We start from the raw sequence: 16059 nt of genomic DNA, 5'->3' as shown, positions 1-16059 counted from the left end.
GCGCATCGGGTAAACCGGGAGCAGAAAGTAAGGCAGCACTAAAGCCTTTTTGTTTAAAAATTAGTATAAACTCAGTCGTCTCCCTCTTAGCTATAGTTACAGTAGCCCTGATAACACTCAGCCTGGCGGGAACCTGCATAAAGCATTTCACCGGGCATGATTCGGGTTATGGGCTGCTCCCAAAGTTTAATCTGGATGCCGAAGGCAATATCCCGTCCTTTTTTTCTGCTTTGCTGCTGTTTTTCTCAGGCGTTCTTTTCCTTATAATTAGTATGTATAAGCGAGCAGTAAAAGATGCCTTTACACAGCAATGGAGCATACTGGCCTTTATATTTATGTATATGGCAGTAGATGAAGCAACCGAGATACATGGGCTGGTCATGCGCCCGTTAAATGATATGTATAGTTTCAGTGGGGTGTTTCATTTCTCCTGGGTAATAATTGGCATTGCTTTATTGCTCTTTGTTGCAGCGTACTTTGCCAGATTCTTCTTTTCGCTTACTAACACATTCAGGGCCCGCTTTATGGCTGCTGCCATCGTTTACATTTGCGGCCTGATAGGTATAGAAATGGTGGGTGGTGCTTATGCTGAAATGTACGGCGAGGCAAACATCACTTATGAATTGCTTACCACCCTTGAAGAATCACTGGAAATGGCCGGCATGATCTTGCTTATCCGTGCATTACTGCTCTACATGCAGGCATACCTTTCCGAGATCTCTGTTTCGCTGCACTCACACACCAACGAGAACAGATAAGTGGGTAAATAAAATCGACCCATTCTCATGAAGCGATTTCCGATGGACATCACGATCAGGAGTTATCTGAGCAGTAGGCACACTTATCTAATCAACCCAACCTCTATTGTTGCATTCGTTTGCTCGTCTAGCACAGTAAATGCGCCATTGGCTTTATTCTCAGCGAACGGATCGTAAAAGGTTTCTTTAGCGGTGCGCAACTGCACGTCTGCAGTTTCATTCAGATTCAGCTCAGCTACCGCCTTCAATGCATTCAGTGATACAACATCTACCAGGTTAGCAAGCGCACTTACTTTGGACCTTGATACATTTATGCCATGTTGCACCAGGTAACTGCTGCCAACGCGCAATGGCTTTTTATCCATCCAGCAAATAGTAGCTTCCATTTGGCGACTCTGTTTCGGAAGTTGCCCAGAGCCGTAGTTGTCTGGGCATGGCAAAACGAAGCGAACCCAAAAGCTAAGGCTCCGGCACATATTGGTTTCAATATCGCATTCATAGCTTTGAGTCTATAGTGTGTAAATTATGTAAAATAAGATAGGTTTTTATTGTTTCCTTTGATCAATCTATAGTTGACCTGGGTGGGCTTGCAATGCCTGGCTGCGCTGGCAAAGCAAGCAGCAACAGAATACCGGCTGCTAAACCGTGATGCCAACCATAGCACCAAAGCCGGTATACATCAGGCTGGAGTAAAAAAGATAAGCGCTTGTAAGGCAACATACCAGCGGCAACACAGGATAAAGCGGCACTCGGAAAGGACGTTCGAGGTTCGGGTCTTTGCGGCTTAGCACAAACAAGGCAATGCCAACTAGTAGTAAAAAGTACCAGAAAACAGATGCCGTGTATTCAACTATAGTTTCGAAGCCGTTACAGGTGAAAAAGCCCAGACAGACCAATGCCAGTGAGATAGCGACCTGCACCAGAAAGGCATTTACCGGAGATGATGTACGTTTTTTCCATTTACCCAACGCCCCGGACACAGAAAGATCGCGGCCAAGTGCGTAGTTGGTAGCTTTAGCAGACATAACCGCCGAAATAGCCACCAGTACCTCGATCAGCACCACACCGCCTTCCCTGAGGGTAACCTGCATCAGGTCGCCTGCCACAACCTCAGAAGTGGCCATACCATCTAAACCGGTACTTTAAGCAATGACATGTTTACCAGGATATACACCAGCGTGATGATGAGAATACCAGCCAGCAGCGCTGTAGCCATGCCACGCCGGCCCGTTTTCAGTTCTGCAGAAATGTAGGCGAAAGATGTGGAAAGGGAGTAAAGAAGCAGCCTATTATGAAATTATATGCCTAAGTTTGGGGTTAACTATAGGATACTCTACAGCTGATGACACAGGAAGAATTTGATAACAGGTATGCTGCAGCGCTCGATGATATTATTGCTGCCATGGCCGAGCATTCCGAGATCGACCCTGAAAAATTTTATGGCATGACCTGTATTCTGGAGAATCTCCGGTTCTTTAGTCCTGTTTTATATGGCGCATTGCAGAAGCGCGAAGAATAATTGACAGTTTTAGCCAGCACCCGCTGGCTTTTTGTTTGATGATCTGGTATATTTTGAGAATATTACCTTGATTATGTCTGCCTTAGGTAAGGTATGGCAAATAAGAAGATCATCAAAACAACACGCATGCTACACTACAGAAACTATGTATTTGCCTTAGCACTACTGCTTGGCCTGGCTGCAGCTACCACTACCGAAGCACAAACCAGGCAGTTTACACGGCAGGATACCCTACGAGGCTCCATAACCCCGGAACGTGCCTGGTGGGATCTTACCTATTACCACCTGAAAGTGCAGGTGAATCCAGCTGACAGCACTATAAAAGGCAGCAATGTTATCCACTACAAAGTACTGGAGCCCAATAAGGTAATGCAGATAGACCTGCAGGAGCCGATGGCGATACAGAAGATAGTGCAGGATGGAAAGGAGCTCACTTTTAAGCGCGATGGCAATGCTTATTTTATTCAGCTGGCAGCAACGCAGCGCGCCGGTGCCCAGAATAAGCTGGAGGTATTTTATGGCGGCAAACCAATAGTAAGCACCAATCCACCATGGACCGGGGGCATTACCTGGACAAAGGACAGCAACGGCCTGCCATTCATCGCTAACTCAAACCAAGGCTCTGGTGCCAGCATCTGGTGGCCCTGCAAAGACCACATGTACGACGAGCCCGACAGCATGCAGATAAGTGTACGCGTACCCGAAAACCTGACGGATGTGTCGAACGGAAGGCTGCGTGGCATAGAGCCGCACAATGATGGTACAAGAACCTTCCACTGGTTTGTCAATAACCCGATAAACAACTATGGCGTGAACCTGAGTGTGGGTGATTATGTGCACTTTGGTGAGAAGTACGAAGGAGAGAAGGGCACGCTGGATTGCGACTATTATGTACTGCGTGAGAACCTGGAAAAGGCAAAAGTGCAGTTTAAGGATGCCAAGCGCATGTTGCAGGCATTTGAGCATTGGTTTGGTCCTTATCCGTTTTATGAAGATGGCTTTAAACTGGTGGAAGTGCCTTACCTGGGCATGGAGCACCAGAGTGCCGTAACGTATGGCAATGGCTACCAAAACGGCTACCGCGGGCGCGACCTGAGCGGCTCGGGCTGGGGCCTTAAATTCGACTTTATCATTATCCACGAAGCTGGCCACGAATGGTTTGCCAACAACATCACCAACAAGGATGTGGCTGATATGTGGATTCACGAAAGCTTTACCAATTACTCAGAAAACCTGTTCCTTGATTACCACTATGGCAAACAGGCGAGTAGTGAGTATGTGATTGGAACGCGCCAGAACATCAGAAACGACAAACCGATTATTGGTATTTATAATGTAAACCGCAGCGGCTCGGGCGATATGTACTATAAAGGTGGTAACATGCTGCACACGCTGCGCCAGATCGTGAACAACGATGAAAAATGGCGTGGCATTCTGCGTGGCCTCAACAAGGATTTCTACCACCAGACAGTTACTACTCAACAAATAGAAGATTACCTAAGCCAGCACACCGGGCGCGAACTGAAACCGTTTTTTGACCAATACCTGCGCGACGTACGCATCCCGAAACTGGAGTACCAGGTAAACGGCAAAAAGCTGAAATACCGTTGGACTAACACGGTGGATGGCTTTGATATGCCGGTGCGTGTGATGATAAACGGCCAGGAAAAATGGTTGGAACCAACTACCGAATGGAAAGAGCTGAAGGGCCTGAAAAAGAATGCTACGGTGCAGGCAGATCCGAATTTTTACATAGAAGCATCTGAGGCTACTGCTGCATAAACTATAGTTTATTTTAACCGGCTATAGATACCGGTTCTGACAATGTGAAATACAAAGCTGGCATGGCTGCCTATAGTTTAAAACTATAGGCAACTATGCCGGCTTTCTGACTTCGGAGTACTTTAATTGGCGTACATCGAGCCGATCATGCTTTCGTATTTCTGCACGATTACCTTGCGTTTCAGCTTGAGTGTAGGAGTTAGCTCACCGTTCTCAATTGTAAACTGGTAAGGCATCAGTACAAACTTCTTCACCTGCTCTACAGGGTTAAAGTCTTTGTTGTACTTGTTGATCGCCTCACGGATGAGCGCCTTGATCTGTTTGTCCTGCGTAATGGCCTGGTCACCGGGGTAGGGTTTTCCCTGGTTGTTGTACCAGGTTTTTACTGCCTGAAATGCAGGTACTACCAGTGCGCTCACAAATTTCTGGTTTTCACCAACCACCATAATCTGCTCTATCCAGTCGCTTTCCACCATTTTATTTTCGATGGGCTGCGGCGCCACGTACTTGCCGCCACTGGTTTTAAAGAGCTCTTTTTTGCGGTCGGTAATCTTCAGGAATTTCCCATCTATCATTTTACCAATGTCACCGGTACGCAGCCATTCGCCATCCATTACTTCGGCAGTCAGGTCGGGGCGTTTATAGTAGCCCAGCATTACGTTGGGGCCTTTGCAAAGTATTTCGCCGTCTTCCGCAATTTTAACCTCCACACCATCGAGTAATGGGCCAACTGTGCCAAACATCCGGTTCTTCTCGCTGTACCGGTTTCCGCTTATGATCGGGGATGCTTCAGTAAGACCATATCCTTCCTGTATCACAATACCGGCAGCGGTGAATACTTTCAGCAAACGGATCTGGCAGGCGGCGGCGCCTGTAATAACTGCTTTCACCTCGCCACCCAGCGCCTCACGCCATTTACTGAAGATCAGCTTATCGGCAAGGGCTAACTGCAACCTGTAGTCCAGGCTTTTAGGTGTATTGATCTCGAAACGTTCAGCCAGCTTCAAAGCCCAGAAAAACAGTGCTCGTTTAATGCCTTTCAGCTCTTTTCCTTTCGCCAAAATGCCTTCGTACACTTTTTCGAGCAGGCGGGGTACTGTGGTAAACAGCACCGGTTTTACTTCGCGCAGGTTTATGGCTATTTTGTCCATGCTTTCGGCGTAGTAAATGGAAGTGCCGGAGTAGAAGAGGCAGTAAGTAGCCATGCGCTCGAATGCGTGGTTCAGGGGCAGAAAACTAAGCGCTCTCTTGCCCTGCACACCGATCTCCTGAATAATTTTAGCGCTGCCGAACACATTGCTCAGAATGTTGCGGTGCGTCAGCATTACGCCTTTGGGTATGCCGGTGGTGCCGGATGTATAAAGTATCGTTGCAACATCCTGCTCCTGCACCTGCGCTCTAAGCGTTTCCAGTTCAGTTTTTATAGTTGGGGTAACTTCTGTCAGGAGCTCTGTCCAGCTCGGCACATAGTCAACTGGCTTAAAAGTATAGATCAGCTTTAGCTCCGGCAGTTGTTCCTGTATAGCTTCCAGTTTGCGGTACAGGGATTTATCGCCTACAAATGCTATTTTTACGCCGGCATCCTGCAATATAAACTGTAGCTCGTTGTTGTTGATGTTCGGGTAAACCGGCACCGATACCGCACCTATCTGCTGTATGGCCAGGTCGGCAAGCATCCACTCGGGGCAGTTCTGGCTGATGATGGCAATCTTATCGCGGTTCTCTATCGTGCCATCGGCGCGGGTGATACCCAGGTGTAGCAGGCCTGCACTTAACTGATCTGCTTTTTCCTGTACTACGCGCGTGCTATAACTGCGCCATTCGCCGTTTTCTTTTGCGGCCATCATATCATCCAGCGGAAAATGGTGTAGCTGGTAGGGCAGGCAGTCAAATAATCTTTTAGGCTCGTGGCCTGGGGTCGTGGGTGTCGTTGTCATTTCTCTTCACATGGCTTTCCTGGGAGCAGCCACTGTACACACTTACGCGCATTTAAAGCAGCTGTTGTACCTGCAAATTTAAGCCTGTTTTTAGTATAGTGTATCAGATGCCAACGTGGAGCCAGTAATTATTTTAACCGGGCAAAACCGGCGGCGTATAAAATTGAAAGAGAATTAACACGCCGGATATATGACAATACGAATTGCAACTATAGCACTATGCTGGCTGACAATACTGCTGGCCGGATGCTCCTCTATACGCGTGCTGGATACCAAGGCAGATGAAGGCTTCAGGTTAAGCAACTATAGCACGTTTGATTTTTATGAAGTAGAAACCGGTGGTGATGCACTGGAGGCTTATGCGCCGCAGCTGGACTTTCTGCGCCAGGAAATTGCCCGGCAACTGGAGCAGCGCGGGCTAAAGCAAAGTTCTTCCGATCCGGAACTGAAAATAAACCTGGGATTGGTGGTGGCCAGTAAGGTGCAGACCCGCGAAACCAGGTACGGGAGTGATGCACCCTACTACATCGGGCAGCGCCGCTACACCTGGAAAAGCGAAGAAGTGGTGGTGAACAACTATAAGCAGGGCACGCTCTCGTTGCACTTGGTTGATAATGCTACAAACAAGCTGGTTTGGCAGGGCGCTGCAGAAGGCGTTTTACCGGAGAATAATACCCCGAAAATACAGAAACGCATCAGCGAGGGGGTGCAGAAACTGCTGCAGCAAATTCCGTAGTAGCAAACAGAAAGGCGCCACCTGCGGCAGCGCCTTTCTGATGTACAACAAACTAACTTCTTACACTAATTATTAACACCTTATGCCAAAGGTAGCCCCGCCTTTTGAACTATAAAATAGCTGCCCTAAAGCTTTACCGTTATATAATAAAGCCCTGATTTGAGCGTAACATAGCAGCCTTTTTGTTACCGCTTTGTTCTTAAACTATAGCTAACTGCTGGTTTGGTAGCAAACTATAGTTCAGGCTGCACGGTCCGGAGGTAGCGCGTTCAGTACCCGTTCCGCCAGTGCATCGCAGCGTTTGTTTCCGAACTCAAAAACCTCCCGGTTAACCGACAATTTAAACAAGCTTTCCTTAAGCATGGCTTTTGCCCGGTGCAGCCGAACCTTCACGTTGCTTTCTGTCAGGTCCAGGCATTCTGTTATCTGCTGGATGGACATGTCTTCTATTTCGCGTAGTGTATACACGATCCGGTACCGGGCTGGTATGCCGTCTATGGCTTTTTCCAGCAGCTCTTTAATTTCCTGCCGTATGGCTAATTGCTCGGGGTTCATCGGGTTGGTTTGGTTTAACAGGTGAGAGAAATCATCCGGCTGGTCCAGCAGTAACTTGCCGGTCGAGAGCTTTTTCTGCTCGCGCAGCCGTGCCAGCGCGTTGTTAATGCCTATGCGGATAAGCCAGGTAGAGAACAGGGCATCGCTGCGGAACTGGTAAAGCTTTTCGAATGCCTTCAGGTAGGTGTCCTGCATCACATCTTCTACTTCCTGTTCCTGCTTCAGGTAGCTGCGAACCACGCGGTACAGTTTCTGGTTATGCCGCCGCATCAGCAGTTCATACAACGCTACCTCGCCGGCGAGCACGCGTGTCACCACCTCCGCATCGGTAAGTTCTGTATAGTTTGTTGCAGTTAATTGTTTCATGGCTTTGTGATAATAATTAGCTTGTTTTGTAAGTATTTATTTGCTGGTTAGATGCTCTGAAAACCAGTTGGTTACATTTAGTGTAACGTTTTTCCTGCACAATCATCTAATCATCAGAATTAACTTTAAAAGAGGAGGACAACATCATGGGAACTATCGCATCAACATCAACAGGCATGCACAGGGCCGAGCGCCCCTCATACGACCGCCTGACCACTGCCATTAACCTGCTGAAATATACTTACGGCATTGTGCCTATAGTAGCAGGGCTGGACAAATACACACACCTGCTCACCAACTGGAATAAATACCTTGCCCCGGCTGTGGCTGATATTCTACCTTTCAGTGTCGGTACTTTTATGAGTATTGTTGGGGTAATCGAGATCATTGCCGGTGTGCTGGTCCTGATCAGGCCTAAGATAGGCTCGCTGATCGTAGCGTTCTGGCTGGTAGGTATTGCCATTAACCTGCTGATCTCCGGGCAGTACTTCGATGTGGCTGTTCGTGACCTTGTTATGGCAATCGGGGCATTCTCGCTTTATATGCTGCTGCCTGACGAAAGAGTTTAAGTAAGACAATAAAAACCATAGAATACCTTACTGCAGCGCCCGTTCCGGCATCATAGCGCCGGCACCGGCGCTGCGGTTTGGTTTTGGGCCTGAGCTATAGTTCCGGAGCACGTGTCTGGGCAAACCCTGTCGTTTAAGTATACTAATCTGCAGGTTATCGTAGGTATAAGGGCTAATACAAAAATATGACAGCTCAACAAACTATATGGACCTTTGGCCACTCTACCCGCAGCCCCGAAGAAGTTATTCAGGCATTACAATCCTTCGGGATAGAAGTGCTGGCAGATGTGCGCCGCTACCCGGGCTCCCGGAAATACCCGCATTTTAACGCAGAGGCGCTGGAAGAATACCTGCCCGCAGCGGGCATAAATTATACACCCTTCACAGCGTTAGGCGGGCGCCGCAAACCCAGACCAGATTCTCATAATACCATCTGGAGAAGTGAATCGTTCAGGGGGTATGCCGATTATTCGGAGACAGCAGAATTCAGGAATGCACTAGAGGCGTTGAAGGATCTAGCCCAGGAAAAACGTACGGCTTATATGTGCTCAGAGGCAGTCTGGTGGCGTTGCCACAGGGCCATCATCTCGGATTGCCTGAAGGAAGAGGGCTGGCTTGTAATGCACATAATGAAGGAGGAAGTAGCTACAGAACACCCTTACACCGCAGCTTACCTGCAGCAACATGGCATGGAGAAAAAGTAATAAGCAGCCTTCCCCCCGAGGAAAAGCTGCTTGTTTCTGGTGTAACTATAGTTGATGCTAGTTACCGGCAATGCGTTCCCATATCTCGTTAACAGGCTTGCCAGTGCTGCTCTGGCCGCTGTGGTGCCACTTGCCATTTCTTACTTCGAAGTTAAACGACAGCTGCATGCCTACCCGGCTGGAGTCGCGGGAAAAGAACTCGATATTTTCGGTATATTTTCCGTCTTTAGCAGTGTAAGTACCGCCTCCCGTTCCGGAAAATTCGCCGGTTTCTGAGTTAAAGGCGATCCACTGGAAACGTGTGCCGGAAAGTACCTTCAGCGTTTTGCGGGGGCCTGGCCGCATGGTGTTCATCTGCCCGTTTTGCTCGCGCCCTGTTATGCGCCAGGTTCCTGCCAGCGGAGAGCCTGCCTTTGTTTCGTTCACTTTTTCCCAGTTCTCGGTTCTGTTTTGTTGCCCAAGGCCGGTGGTCTGCCATGTATTGCTCTTTAGAGTGGATTTACCGGTTTTGGATTTGCCTACCTGTGTTGAGTCGAATGTGTTAAATTCATATTTCTCGGTGAGCTGTCCGTTGGCTATCGTATAAGTACCGCCATAAGTGCCCACAAATTTCTTGTTGCGCTCATCAAATACAGCTACCGTAAAAAAGCCATCCTGCACAATCTTAACTGTGGTTATCGTTTCGGCTGCATTCTTGGTTTTGCTGGTCAGGCGCCAGGCACCTTCCAGACTGTTTGCCTGCGTCTGTTGCTCGGCCTTTACCTGCTTTGCTATAGTCTCAGGGGCTTTAAAACCGGCAAGCAGCGCCAGGCTGATCACGGCAACACCTACACTTTTCAGGAGAGAATGCTTTTTCATAATTCAGATTTATAGTTTGACAGATCGGTTTCACTGTATTTTATTACGTGCACTTCAGTTGGTTTATAGTTGATGCCTGCCACTATAGTTTGGTACCTGCTGCAACTATAACTCTCATCAAAACTATAGTTGCGGAAGAAATAATTTTTCAGGCGGAGTTAGCATCATTTTAAAGGCGAACGCTTAACTTCCATTCCGCTACCGATCAGATTTATGAAGATAACGAAATACCAGCAGGCCTCTACACTATGGCTGGAGTACCAGCAGGCACTGAGAAACTATATACGCAGCCGGGTAAAGGATGAAGATACAACGAACGAGATCACACAGCAAGTGCTGATGAAGATTTACGGCGCCTGCTGCTCCGACCGAGAAATTCAGAAAGTAGATGCCTGGCTGTTCCGGATTGCGCATAATGCGGTAGCAGACCACTGGCAAACCCACAAAAAACTCAGCCACGACCTGCCTGATGTGCTGCTGGAAGATGACAAATCGGTCTGGAGCGAACTGGTGGAATATGTGGCACCCCTGATAAACCTCTTACCTGAAATGTACGCCAAGCCCCTGTACATGTCGGATATAGAAGGCCTTAAGCAGACGGATATAGCTGCACAGTTAAACCTCGGGATAAGTGCTACCAAAAGCCGGATACAACGGGGTAGAGAACTGCTGCAAAAAGAGATACAAGCCTGCTGCAACACAGAAACTGACAGCAGGGGCACTATAGTTGGCTTTAGTGTAAAAGATAGCTGTGCACCTTTGCAGCAACTCCGAAAAAAAACTGAATAATTGCTGCGTCTTTTTCAGGGCTTGTCAGTCATCCTTAAAAACAAGGTTAAACTTAAAGCTGATACAGCCATGAAAAGATTTCACGTACACGTTCGGGTTAAAAATTTACAGGAGAGCGTCGCATTTTACAACGCTTTGTTCGGAACTGCTGCGGCAATTGTAAAGCCGGATTATGCGAAATGGATGCTCGAAGACCCAAGAATTAATTTTGCCATATCAACGGGGCATGCACAGACTGGAATAGAGCACCTGGGGCTACAGGTTGATTCTGAAGAGGCGCTGCAGCAAGTGTATGCCAACATGCAGGAAGCAAAAGGCAAAGTGTTTGAAGAAGGAGAGTGCACCTGTTGCTATTCCAAAAGCCAGAAGTCTTGGATCACAGATCCGCAGGGTGTGGACTGGGAAGCATTTTACACTCATGGTACAGCCACTGTATACGGCGAAGGCATAAACGCACGTCCCGCCCCGGAGGTGATGGAGAAATGGGATGGCAATGATGGAATAGATGCTATAGTTGCCAATAACGCCGAAGCTGAATCTATAGTAGAAAAAGCCTGCGATGGAACCTGCTCTGCAAAGTAAGCTGAAGGTGAACAGTAGGTTATGATCTCTGAAGAAGGAAGTTCCTCCTTCTTCAGAGCATTGCTGATTTATTCTGTAAACTCTCTGCCAATGGCGCAAACGTTCTCGCTCGTAATGAACTATAGTTGGGCCTCCGGCCAGTTAAAACATTGCTGTTCCATACATCAAGGTGTTTTGCTGTTCCGGGCAAGAAGGTCCGGAACTTAAGCTGCTGCAGACATCCTTCTCCGCCTTATTCCCAACACGGAGATTAGGAAATCCTTCAACATAAAGCTTTCGACTTAGAAGTCCGAAAGAGCTTGAGAGTAGAGCCGTATTCCTTTTTGATGCAACTATAGTAGCACATACTCCTGATTTAAGCAGGATTGCTATAGTTTATAGTTAGCAACAAACTCTTAATTCAGTAGCATAACAGCCTCTATTTATATTGCGCCCTGAACTGCTCCGGGGTAAGGCATGTCTGTTTTTTAAAGAATCGGAAGAAGTAAGTAGTATCGAAATAGCCAAGCTCCAGTGCTATCTGGGAAATGGTAAGATCGGCATGCACCAGCAGCCGCTTCGCCTCCAGCAGCACTCGGTATTGAATCAGTTCCTTCGTGGTTCTTCCCAAAGCATTCTTGCAGACCTCGTTCAGATGTTTAGCAGTAACGTGCAGTTGTTCGGCATAAAAGGCTACCGGTTTGTGCTCTTTGTAATGCAGGTTTACCAGGCGCTCCAGTTGCTGCAGTAGTGTTTGTTCGGTAGCTATGGTTTCTATCTCAGCATCATCAGGCCTGTATATCCGGCTAAGCCCGATCAGCAGCACATCCAGGTACCTGCTGAGCATCACATTTCGCATGGGCAGAGCTTGTTCGTACTCCTGTTTAAGTAGTTGCAGAGTAGGCAGAAGCGTTGCTTCGTCTTGTGCTGTCAGATGTAGTGCTGAGTTCTGGAGTAGGGCATTAAAGAACGGAAAATCATACAGCAGTCGGTCCGGGTACTCCCGTGTATAAAATGCATGTGTAAAGAAGATCACAAGTCCGTCGGCATCCTGCGACAGCTGCCAGCTGTGCACCTGCCCCGGAGTCATAAAAAATACGGTTCCCGGTTTAACATCATACGCTTTAAAATCGATGGTATGTGTGCCGGTGCCTTTGGTAATGAGCAGTACAATATAAAAGTCGTGTTTATGGGGCTCCCGGATAAAGAGATGCTCCTTTAAATGAGCTGCAAAAGAGCTGAAATAAAAGTAATGATCCTTCCTGGCCTGCGCCTCAAAATCCTGAATCTGGTAAATAGGTAAATGATCTTTTTGCATGAGCGCTGCTGCGTAGCTATAGTTGCAACTTAGCCGGATTGCCCAAAACACGGCTTTGGGAACTACCGGAGCATAAAAGTACAGTATTTCGTCTCATTTGTGCCGTGAAACCGGCTGTTAAAAGTTGTATTTTTGCTTAGTTCATAAAAGGTAAACGAAATGGGGGAGAGAAAATCGGCTTTATATAGTATGGCTACCGTAAAATGTCCGCGCTGCAGACAAGGAAACATGTTTCCGGAAGGCACACTTTACACTACACGGTTTGCGGATATGCACAAAAGCTGCCCTTGCTGCGGACAGATATTCGAACCCGAAGTAGGCTATTATTACGGGGCCATGTATGTCAGTTTTGGTTTCAACGTGGCTATTTTCCTAGTATCGCTTTTTGTGCTGTATCAGTTTGTAGAGGAAGTAACGATGGCCATGATGATAGGCGTGATAGCTGTAACGGTAGTCGGGTTTTTACCGGTTATTTTCCGGCTTTCCAGGGCAGTCTGGATCCACATTTTTATCCGGTATGAAGGGCCGTGTAAAGAAATATCTGAAAATGCAGCAGCCTGAACTATAGATTGATATAACAGATTGCTATACACCTGAAATTCAAGCAACCTAATAAATGCTGAGTTAAAGTTAGAAATAAAGAGGAGTCAATTATTGGCTCCTTTTTTAGTTTGATGATATAGTTAGTGGAATGAGTAGGAGCAAGGTTTTAACTATGGAACCAGATTAATAACAACCCTAAACTATAGATAGCATAAGCTATAGTTCGGTGGTGCCTTATTTTAGAATCAGTTGATAATACTGATCGATTCGAAAAACTTTTCTTTATCCTGAAGGCTAGCTGCATCACCGGTTTCTGGGTACCAGCAATGGAAAGAGTACATGTTACGGCCGACTACAAACATGCGCATATAATTCAGGATCGTCATTCCGGAATCGGGGTCGGTTGTTTTAAAAGTAATCTCGCGCCCTGTAGTTTTGCCTAACTTCAGTTCAGTTGCATTTATAAGTTCACCTTTGGCTCGCTTTATGGTACCCATTTCTGCTCCCATTAAAATAACTTGTGCATCGTATGCTGTTATTTGCTGTTCCTTTGGCACCATAAGATCTGCTACTGAAGCAACAAAGGCGGTTCGGCCATTGTGAACTCGGTACCCTTCAACACCAAAGGCTTTCTCAAGTGGCGGTAAAGTAGGAAGCTCGACACTTACTTCTTTCCGGAGAGTAGCTTTCTGCCAGTTATCGGGTAGAGTAATAAAAGAAGTTGTCAGAAACAGGAAAAGCAGGAGTAAAGGTGTTTTCATCGGGTTGAGGTTGTTTGTTTTTGATAAAGATAAACGTTTTCCGATGAGTAAAAGCAGGTATGGCATAACTATAGTTTAGAGCACTTCAGAGACCTGCACTATTTAAATAAGTTGACAAAAAAAACAGCCGCTCTTCCATTAAAGGGCAGAGCGGCTGTTTATAGTTTCAGGGAGTATGGTGGCTTAGTTGCCTGGCCATGCGTTCCACGGAATACGGCTTAGGATCAGGATCAGGCCAATGCCGTAAAAAATAGCAATGCTCTTAAATCCTCTGTTGTCGCTACCTATCTGGCGCTTCGCACGCGAATAACCAACTGTGATCAGCACAACAGCAATGATCATGGTAAGCGGGTGCTCCAGTATGTAAAGTCTGGAAACTGAATCGCCCATTGCCTCGCCGGAGAAGTTGCTCATACCAAGCGGAGATACAAAATAAAGAACGATACCGATTACCCACTGCAGGTGCACCGGGATTAGTCCCAGCAGACCGAGTTTTCTGTCTTTATCGGTAAAGGATTTGTTGCCAAACCACCCGGCAAGCGCCGCTACAAAGCTCACAAGCAGACCCAGTAGCACTAGGTAGCTAAGATAAGAATGCAAATGCTGTATTCCTGTATACATGCTGTTATTTAGTTGATGTCTGCTGTAAATATAGTCATTAAAAGATAGACAAATGCTTGCCCTCACCAGATTTTACGCCAAACAACTGTCGCAGCCAGACAATTGGAGCCACAACCAGTACGGAACAGCTTTTTTACGCATAAAGAATAGCGGTGATCAGGATTCTCTGATGTAGAAAGGAAAACACTGTAAGTGGCAGCAAACTATAGTTTAACCACAAAGCCACTAAATGACGGGGCCGCACGCTATAATGAGGTTATGTCAGTTTTCAGTTTAGCCGTATAAGGTAGCTTACACAGTCATCAATTTTCAACAACTATAAACTGAAATGGGCATGAAAACTACTTTACTCACTTCCTTTTGCCTGTTGCTCTCGGCAATTGCAATGGGCCAGGCAACTATACCACCCGCTGCCACGCAGATAAAGCTGGCCGTGCAGGCGGCTCCGGCAGATAAGCGGGATGGCGCCACCGTATACGGCTACAACCAGAAAGGCGAATTTGTGCAGTTACGAAAAGGTACAAACGAAATGGTATGTCTTGCCGATGACCCGAATCAAAAAGGTTTCTCTGTATCCAGCTATCATAAAGACCTGGACCCCTTTATGGCCCGTGGCCGCGAATTGAGAAAGGCGGGAAAAGAAAGCAAGGAGATCTTTGACATGCGGGAGCAGGAAGTGAAAAGCGGAAAGCTGAAAATGCCGAAACAGCCTACCTCGCTGTTCGTTTTTACAGCTAAAGACGAGAATGTGAACCCGACTACCGGCGAGGTAAAAGATGGTTACCTGCGTTACGTGGTGTATATTCCGTATGCCACCGCCGAGAGCACCGGCCTGCCCTTAAAGCCCGAAGCGCCAGCCATGCCCTGGATCATGGACCCTGGCACGCATGCAGCGCATATCATGATCACGCCGCCACCACCGGCAGGCAAGCAGTAAACAGGCGGGCCGGGTAACTTAAGGCAAGTACGACGGTTGGAAATAAACCTTCTTTGTTTCCTACGGCGTTGTTTTAGGGCTGTATAGTTTGCTGATGATGGAAAGGCTGTGGATGCTTATATGCTTAATGTTTAGGTGTGTTGTTTTGCCAGAGCAGTTTATAGTTGTCTTAATTTTTTATAGCCTGAACACTATTAATTCCAACAAGTTTGTATCTTGATTTAAGCAAAAGCAACTATAGCTTGTTAGACTACCTGAACTGTACAAATTGTAAACTATAACTAAACCATAAAACAGCGAAATGGATACCAGCAACAGAACTGCAATAACCGTAGAAGCTACCGTAAACGCACCTGTAGCAAAAGTGTGGCAATACTGGAACGAGCCGCAGCACATCACAAACTGGGCCTTTGCCTCCGACGACTGGCATGCACCTCACGCTGAAAACGATCTGCGCGTAAACGGAGCTTTTAAAACCACAATGGCCGCCAAAGACGAAAGCATGGCTTTCGATTTTGAAGGTGTTTATACCGATGTGGAAGATCAGAAACTGATTGCATACGGCATGGCCGATGGCCGCAAAGTAAGCATCTATTTTGAGGATAACGGCAACCATACCAGGATTACCCAAACCTTTGATGCAGAAGAAAGCATGCCGGTAGAAGTGCAGCAAAGCGGCTGGCAGGCAATACTGAATAACTTCAAGAAATACGTAGAGGCAAACTAATAACTATAAACTTTCTGC

Annotated in this window: 21 protein-coding genes; 13 read left to right on the top strand and 8 right to left on the bottom strand. The window is 47.1% G+C overall.

From position 1 onward, the window contains the following. The first annotated feature begins 272 nt into the window (after positions 1 to 272). Positions 273 to 758, top strand: a complete 486-nt coding sequence (locus GXP69_RS12210) for a hypothetical protein (protein WP_163915354.1) — start codon at positions 273 to 275, stop codon at positions 756 to 758. 83 nt (positions 759 to 841) lie between these two features. Here GXP69_RS12210 and GXP69_RS12205 read toward each other — a convergent pair whose 3' ends face one another. Both GXP69_RS12205 and GXP69_RS12200 read right to left on the bottom strand, forming a co-directional pair. Further along, positions 842 to 1144, bottom strand: coding sequence for an elongation factor 1-alpha C-terminal domain-related protein (locus GXP69_RS12205; protein WP_163915353.1), 303 nt, complete (start codon positions 1142 to 1144; stop codon positions 842 to 844). 252 nt (positions 1145 to 1396) lie between these two features. Then, a complete protein-coding gene (locus GXP69_RS12200; protein ID WP_235925694.1) occupies positions 1397 to 1882 on the bottom strand; it encodes an amino acid permease in 486 nt (161 codons plus the stop codon). 218 nt (positions 1883 to 2100) lie between these two features. Between GXP69_RS12200 and GXP69_RS18975 the strand changes: the two genes are divergently transcribed. Beyond that, positions 2101 to 2277 (top strand): hypothetical protein, encoded by a 177-nt coding sequence (locus GXP69_RS18975; protein WP_204282012.1) that lies wholly within the window; start codon positions 2101 to 2103, stop codon positions 2275 to 2277. A 93-nt stretch (positions 2278 to 2370) separates the two neighbouring features. Then, positions 2371 to 4059 carry a M1 family metallopeptidase gene (locus GXP69_RS12195; protein ID WP_235925693.1) on the top strand — a complete coding sequence of 563 codons (1689 nt, stop codon included), beginning with the start codon at positions 2371 to 2373 and terminating at the stop codon, positions 4057 to 4059. Between the two features lie 122 nt (positions 4060 to 4181). Here the strand turns inward: GXP69_RS12195 and GXP69_RS12190 are convergent, their stop codons facing one another. Further along, positions 4182 to 5996, bottom strand: a complete 1815-nt coding sequence (locus GXP69_RS12190; RefSeq protein ID WP_163915352.1) for an AMP-dependent synthetase/ligase — start codon at positions 5994 to 5996, stop codon at positions 4182 to 4184. A gap of 190 nt (positions 5997 to 6186) precedes the next feature. Between GXP69_RS12190 and GXP69_RS12185 the strand changes: the two genes are divergently transcribed. Continuing rightward, the gene (locus GXP69_RS12185; RefSeq protein ID WP_163915351.1) at positions 6187 to 6732 is read left to right on the top strand and encodes a DUF4136 domain-containing protein; all 546 of its coding nucleotides are present in this window, start codon (positions 6187 to 6189) and stop codon (positions 6730 to 6732) included. A gap of 240 nt (positions 6733 to 6972) precedes the next feature. Here GXP69_RS12185 and GXP69_RS12180 read toward each other — a convergent pair whose 3' ends face one another. Then, positions 6973 to 7653: an RNA polymerase sigma factor gene (locus tag GXP69_RS12180; RefSeq protein WP_163915350.1), complete on the bottom strand. Its 681-nt coding sequence runs from the start codon at positions 7651 to 7653 to the stop codon at positions 6973 to 6975. Between the two features lie 146 nt (positions 7654 to 7799). On the opposite strand from GXP69_RS12180, the gene GXP69_RS12175 reads away from it, so the two are divergent. Both GXP69_RS12175 and GXP69_RS12170 read left to right on the top strand, forming a co-directional pair. Next, the gene (locus GXP69_RS12175; RefSeq protein ID WP_204282011.1) at positions 7800 to 8222 is read left to right on the top strand and encodes a tRNA (5-methylaminomethyl-2-thiouridylate)-methyltransferase; all 423 of its coding nucleotides are present in this window, start codon (positions 7800 to 7802) and stop codon (positions 8220 to 8222) included. 185 nt (positions 8223 to 8407) lie between these two features. Next, positions 8408 to 8926, top strand: coding sequence for a DUF488 domain-containing protein (locus GXP69_RS12170; protein ID WP_163915349.1), 519 nt, complete (start codon positions 8408 to 8410; stop codon positions 8924 to 8926). A gap of 57 nt (positions 8927 to 8983) precedes the next feature. Here the strand turns inward: GXP69_RS12170 and GXP69_RS12165 are convergent, their stop codons facing one another. After that, a complete protein-coding gene (locus GXP69_RS12165) occupies positions 8984 to 9784 on the bottom strand; it encodes a membrane or secreted protein (protein WP_235925691.1) in 801 nt (266 codons plus the stop codon). A gap of 47 nt (positions 9785 to 9831) precedes the next feature. Here GXP69_RS12165 and GXP69_RS19215 point away from each other — a divergent pair, with 47 nt between their 5' ends. From GXP69_RS19215 to GXP69_RS12150, 4 genes are all read left to right on the top strand, one after another. After that, complete coding sequence (locus GXP69_RS19215; RefSeq protein ID WP_262887438.1) at positions 9832 to 9957, top strand: hypothetical protein; 126 nt, start codon at positions 9832 to 9834, stop codon at positions 9955 to 9957. Positions 9958 to 9997: 40 nt separating this feature from the next. Next, a complete protein-coding gene (locus GXP69_RS12160; RefSeq protein WP_163915348.1) occupies positions 9998 to 10573 on the top strand; it encodes a sigma-70 family RNA polymerase sigma factor in 576 nt (191 codons plus the stop codon). Positions 10574 to 10642: 69 nt separating this feature from the next. Next, positions 10643 to 11155 (top strand): ArsI/CadI family heavy metal resistance metalloenzyme, encoded by a 513-nt coding sequence (locus tag GXP69_RS12155; RefSeq protein WP_163915347.1) that lies wholly within the window; start codon positions 10643 to 10645, stop codon positions 11153 to 11155. A 21-nt stretch (positions 11156 to 11176) separates the two neighbouring features. Continuing rightward, entirely contained in the window at positions 11177 to 11362 is a 186-nt protein-coding gene (locus GXP69_RS12150; RefSeq protein WP_163915346.1) for a hypothetical protein, read from the top strand. 211 nt (positions 11363 to 11573) lie between these two features. Here the strand turns inward: GXP69_RS12150 and GXP69_RS12145 are convergent, their stop codons facing one another. Further along, positions 11574 to 12452, bottom strand: a complete 879-nt coding sequence (locus GXP69_RS12145) for an AraC family transcriptional regulator (protein WP_163915345.1) — start codon at positions 12450 to 12452, stop codon at positions 11574 to 11576. 189 nt (positions 12453 to 12641) lie between these two features. On the opposite strand from GXP69_RS12145, the gene GXP69_RS12140 reads away from it, so the two are divergent. After that, complete coding sequence (locus tag GXP69_RS12140) at positions 12642 to 13013, top strand: DUF983 domain-containing protein (RefSeq protein WP_235925690.1); 372 nt, start codon at positions 12642 to 12644, stop codon at positions 13011 to 13013. Positions 13014 to 13240: 227 nt separating this feature from the next. Here the strand turns inward: GXP69_RS12140 and GXP69_RS12135 are convergent, their stop codons facing one another. Both GXP69_RS12135 and GXP69_RS12130 read right to left on the bottom strand, forming a co-directional pair. Further along, a complete protein-coding gene (locus GXP69_RS12135) occupies positions 13241 to 13756 on the bottom strand; it encodes a hypothetical protein (protein ID WP_163915344.1) in 516 nt (171 codons plus the stop codon). Positions 13757 to 13939: 183 nt separating this feature from the next. Further along, a complete protein-coding gene (locus tag GXP69_RS12130) occupies positions 13940 to 14377 on the bottom strand; it encodes a hypothetical protein (protein ID WP_163915343.1) in 438 nt (145 codons plus the stop codon). A 334-nt stretch (positions 14378 to 14711) separates the two neighbouring features. Here GXP69_RS12130 and GXP69_RS12125 point away from each other — a divergent pair, with 334 nt between their 5' ends. Together GXP69_RS12125 and GXP69_RS12120 are read left to right on the top strand one after the other, a co-directional pair. After that, positions 14712 to 15314 (top strand): hypothetical protein, encoded by a 603-nt coding sequence (locus GXP69_RS12125; protein ID WP_163915342.1) that lies wholly within the window; start codon positions 14712 to 14714, stop codon positions 15312 to 15314. A 301-nt stretch (positions 15315 to 15615) separates the two neighbouring features. Then, positions 15616 to 16041, top strand: coding sequence for an SRPBCC family protein (locus GXP69_RS12120; protein WP_163915341.1), 426 nt, complete (start codon positions 15616 to 15618; stop codon positions 16039 to 16041). The last annotated feature ends 18 nt before the right edge of the window (positions 16042 to 16059 follow it).

The organism is Pontibacter burrus, from assembly GCF_010686685.1.
GTDB classification, from domain to species: Bacteria; Bacteroidota; Bacteroidia; order Cytophagales; family Hymenobacteraceae; genus Pontibacter; species Pontibacter burrus.
The sequence above is the reverse complement of the archived record's forward strand: the minus strand, read 5'-3'. Positions and strand labels throughout refer to the sequence as shown.

What these genes read in the sequence shown, in the direction of transcription:
- GXP69_RS12210 (WP_163915354.1), top strand. Translation starts at nt 273, where the DNA reads ATGTATAAGCGAGCAGTAAAAGATGCCTTTACACAGCAATGGAGCATA.
- GXP69_RS12205 (WP_163915353.1), bottom strand. Translation starts at nt 1,144, where the DNA reads ATGGAAGCTACTATTTGCTGGATGGATAAAAAGCCATTGCGCGTTGGC.
- GXP69_RS12200 (WP_235925694.1), bottom strand. Translation starts at nt 1,882, where the DNA reads ATGGCCACTTCTGAGGTTGTGGCAGGCGACCTGATGCAGGTTACCCTC.
- GXP69_RS18975 (WP_204282012.1), top strand. Translation starts at nt 2,101, where the DNA reads ATGACACAGGAAGAATTTGATAACAGGTATGCTGCAGCGCTCGATGAT.
- GXP69_RS12195 (WP_235925693.1), top strand. Translation starts at nt 2,371, where the DNA reads ATGGCAAATAAGAAGATCATCAAAACAACACGCATGCTACACTACAGA.
- GXP69_RS12190 (WP_163915352.1), bottom strand. Translation starts at nt 5,996, where the DNA reads ATGACAACGACACCCACGACCCCAGGCCACGAGCCTAAAAGATTATTT.
- GXP69_RS12185 (WP_163915351.1), top strand. Translation starts at nt 6,187, where the DNA reads ATGACAATACGAATTGCAACTATAGCACTATGCTGGCTGACAATACTG.
- GXP69_RS12180 (WP_163915350.1), bottom strand. Translation starts at nt 7,653, where the DNA reads ATGAAACAATTAACTGCAACAAACTATACAGAACTTACCGATGCGGAG.
- GXP69_RS12175 (WP_204282011.1), top strand. Translation starts at nt 7,800, where the DNA reads ATGGGAACTATCGCATCAACATCAACAGGCATGCACAGGGCCGAGCGC.
- GXP69_RS12170 (WP_163915349.1), top strand. Translation starts at nt 8,408, where the DNA reads ATGACAGCTCAACAAACTATATGGACCTTTGGCCACTCTACCCGCAGC.
- GXP69_RS12165 (WP_235925691.1), bottom strand. Translation starts at nt 9,784, where the DNA reads ATGAAAAAGCATTCTCTCCTGAAAAGTGTAGGTGTTGCCGTGATCAGC.
- GXP69_RS12160 (WP_163915348.1), top strand. Translation starts at nt 9,998, where the DNA reads ATGAAGATAACGAAATACCAGCAGGCCTCTACACTATGGCTGGAGTAC.
- GXP69_RS12155 (WP_163915347.1), top strand. Translation starts at nt 10,643, where the DNA reads ATGAAAAGATTTCACGTACACGTTCGGGTTAAAAATTTACAGGAGAGC.
- GXP69_RS12150 (WP_163915346.1), top strand. Translation starts at nt 11,177, where the DNA reads ATGATCTCTGAAGAAGGAAGTTCCTCCTTCTTCAGAGCATTGCTGATT.
- GXP69_RS12145 (WP_163915345.1), bottom strand. Translation starts at nt 12,452, where the DNA reads ATGCAAAAAGATCATTTACCTATTTACCAGATTCAGGATTTTGAGGCG.
- GXP69_RS12140 (WP_235925690.1), top strand. Translation starts at nt 12,642, where the DNA reads ATGGCTACCGTAAAATGTCCGCGCTGCAGACAAGGAAACATGTTTCCG.
- GXP69_RS12135 (WP_163915344.1), bottom strand. Translation starts at nt 13,756, where the DNA reads ATGAAAACACCTTTACTCCTGCTTTTCCTGTTTCTGACAACTTCTTTT.
- GXP69_RS12130 (WP_163915343.1), bottom strand. Translation starts at nt 14,377, where the DNA reads ATGTATACAGGAATACAGCATTTGCATTCTTATCTTAGCTACCTAGTG.
- GXP69_RS12125 (WP_163915342.1), top strand. Translation starts at nt 14,712, where the DNA reads ATGAAAACTACTTTACTCACTTCCTTTTGCCTGTTGCTCTCGGCAATT.
- GXP69_RS12120 (WP_163915341.1), top strand. Translation starts at nt 15,616, where the DNA reads ATGGATACCAGCAACAGAACTGCAATAACCGTAGAAGCTACCGTAAAC.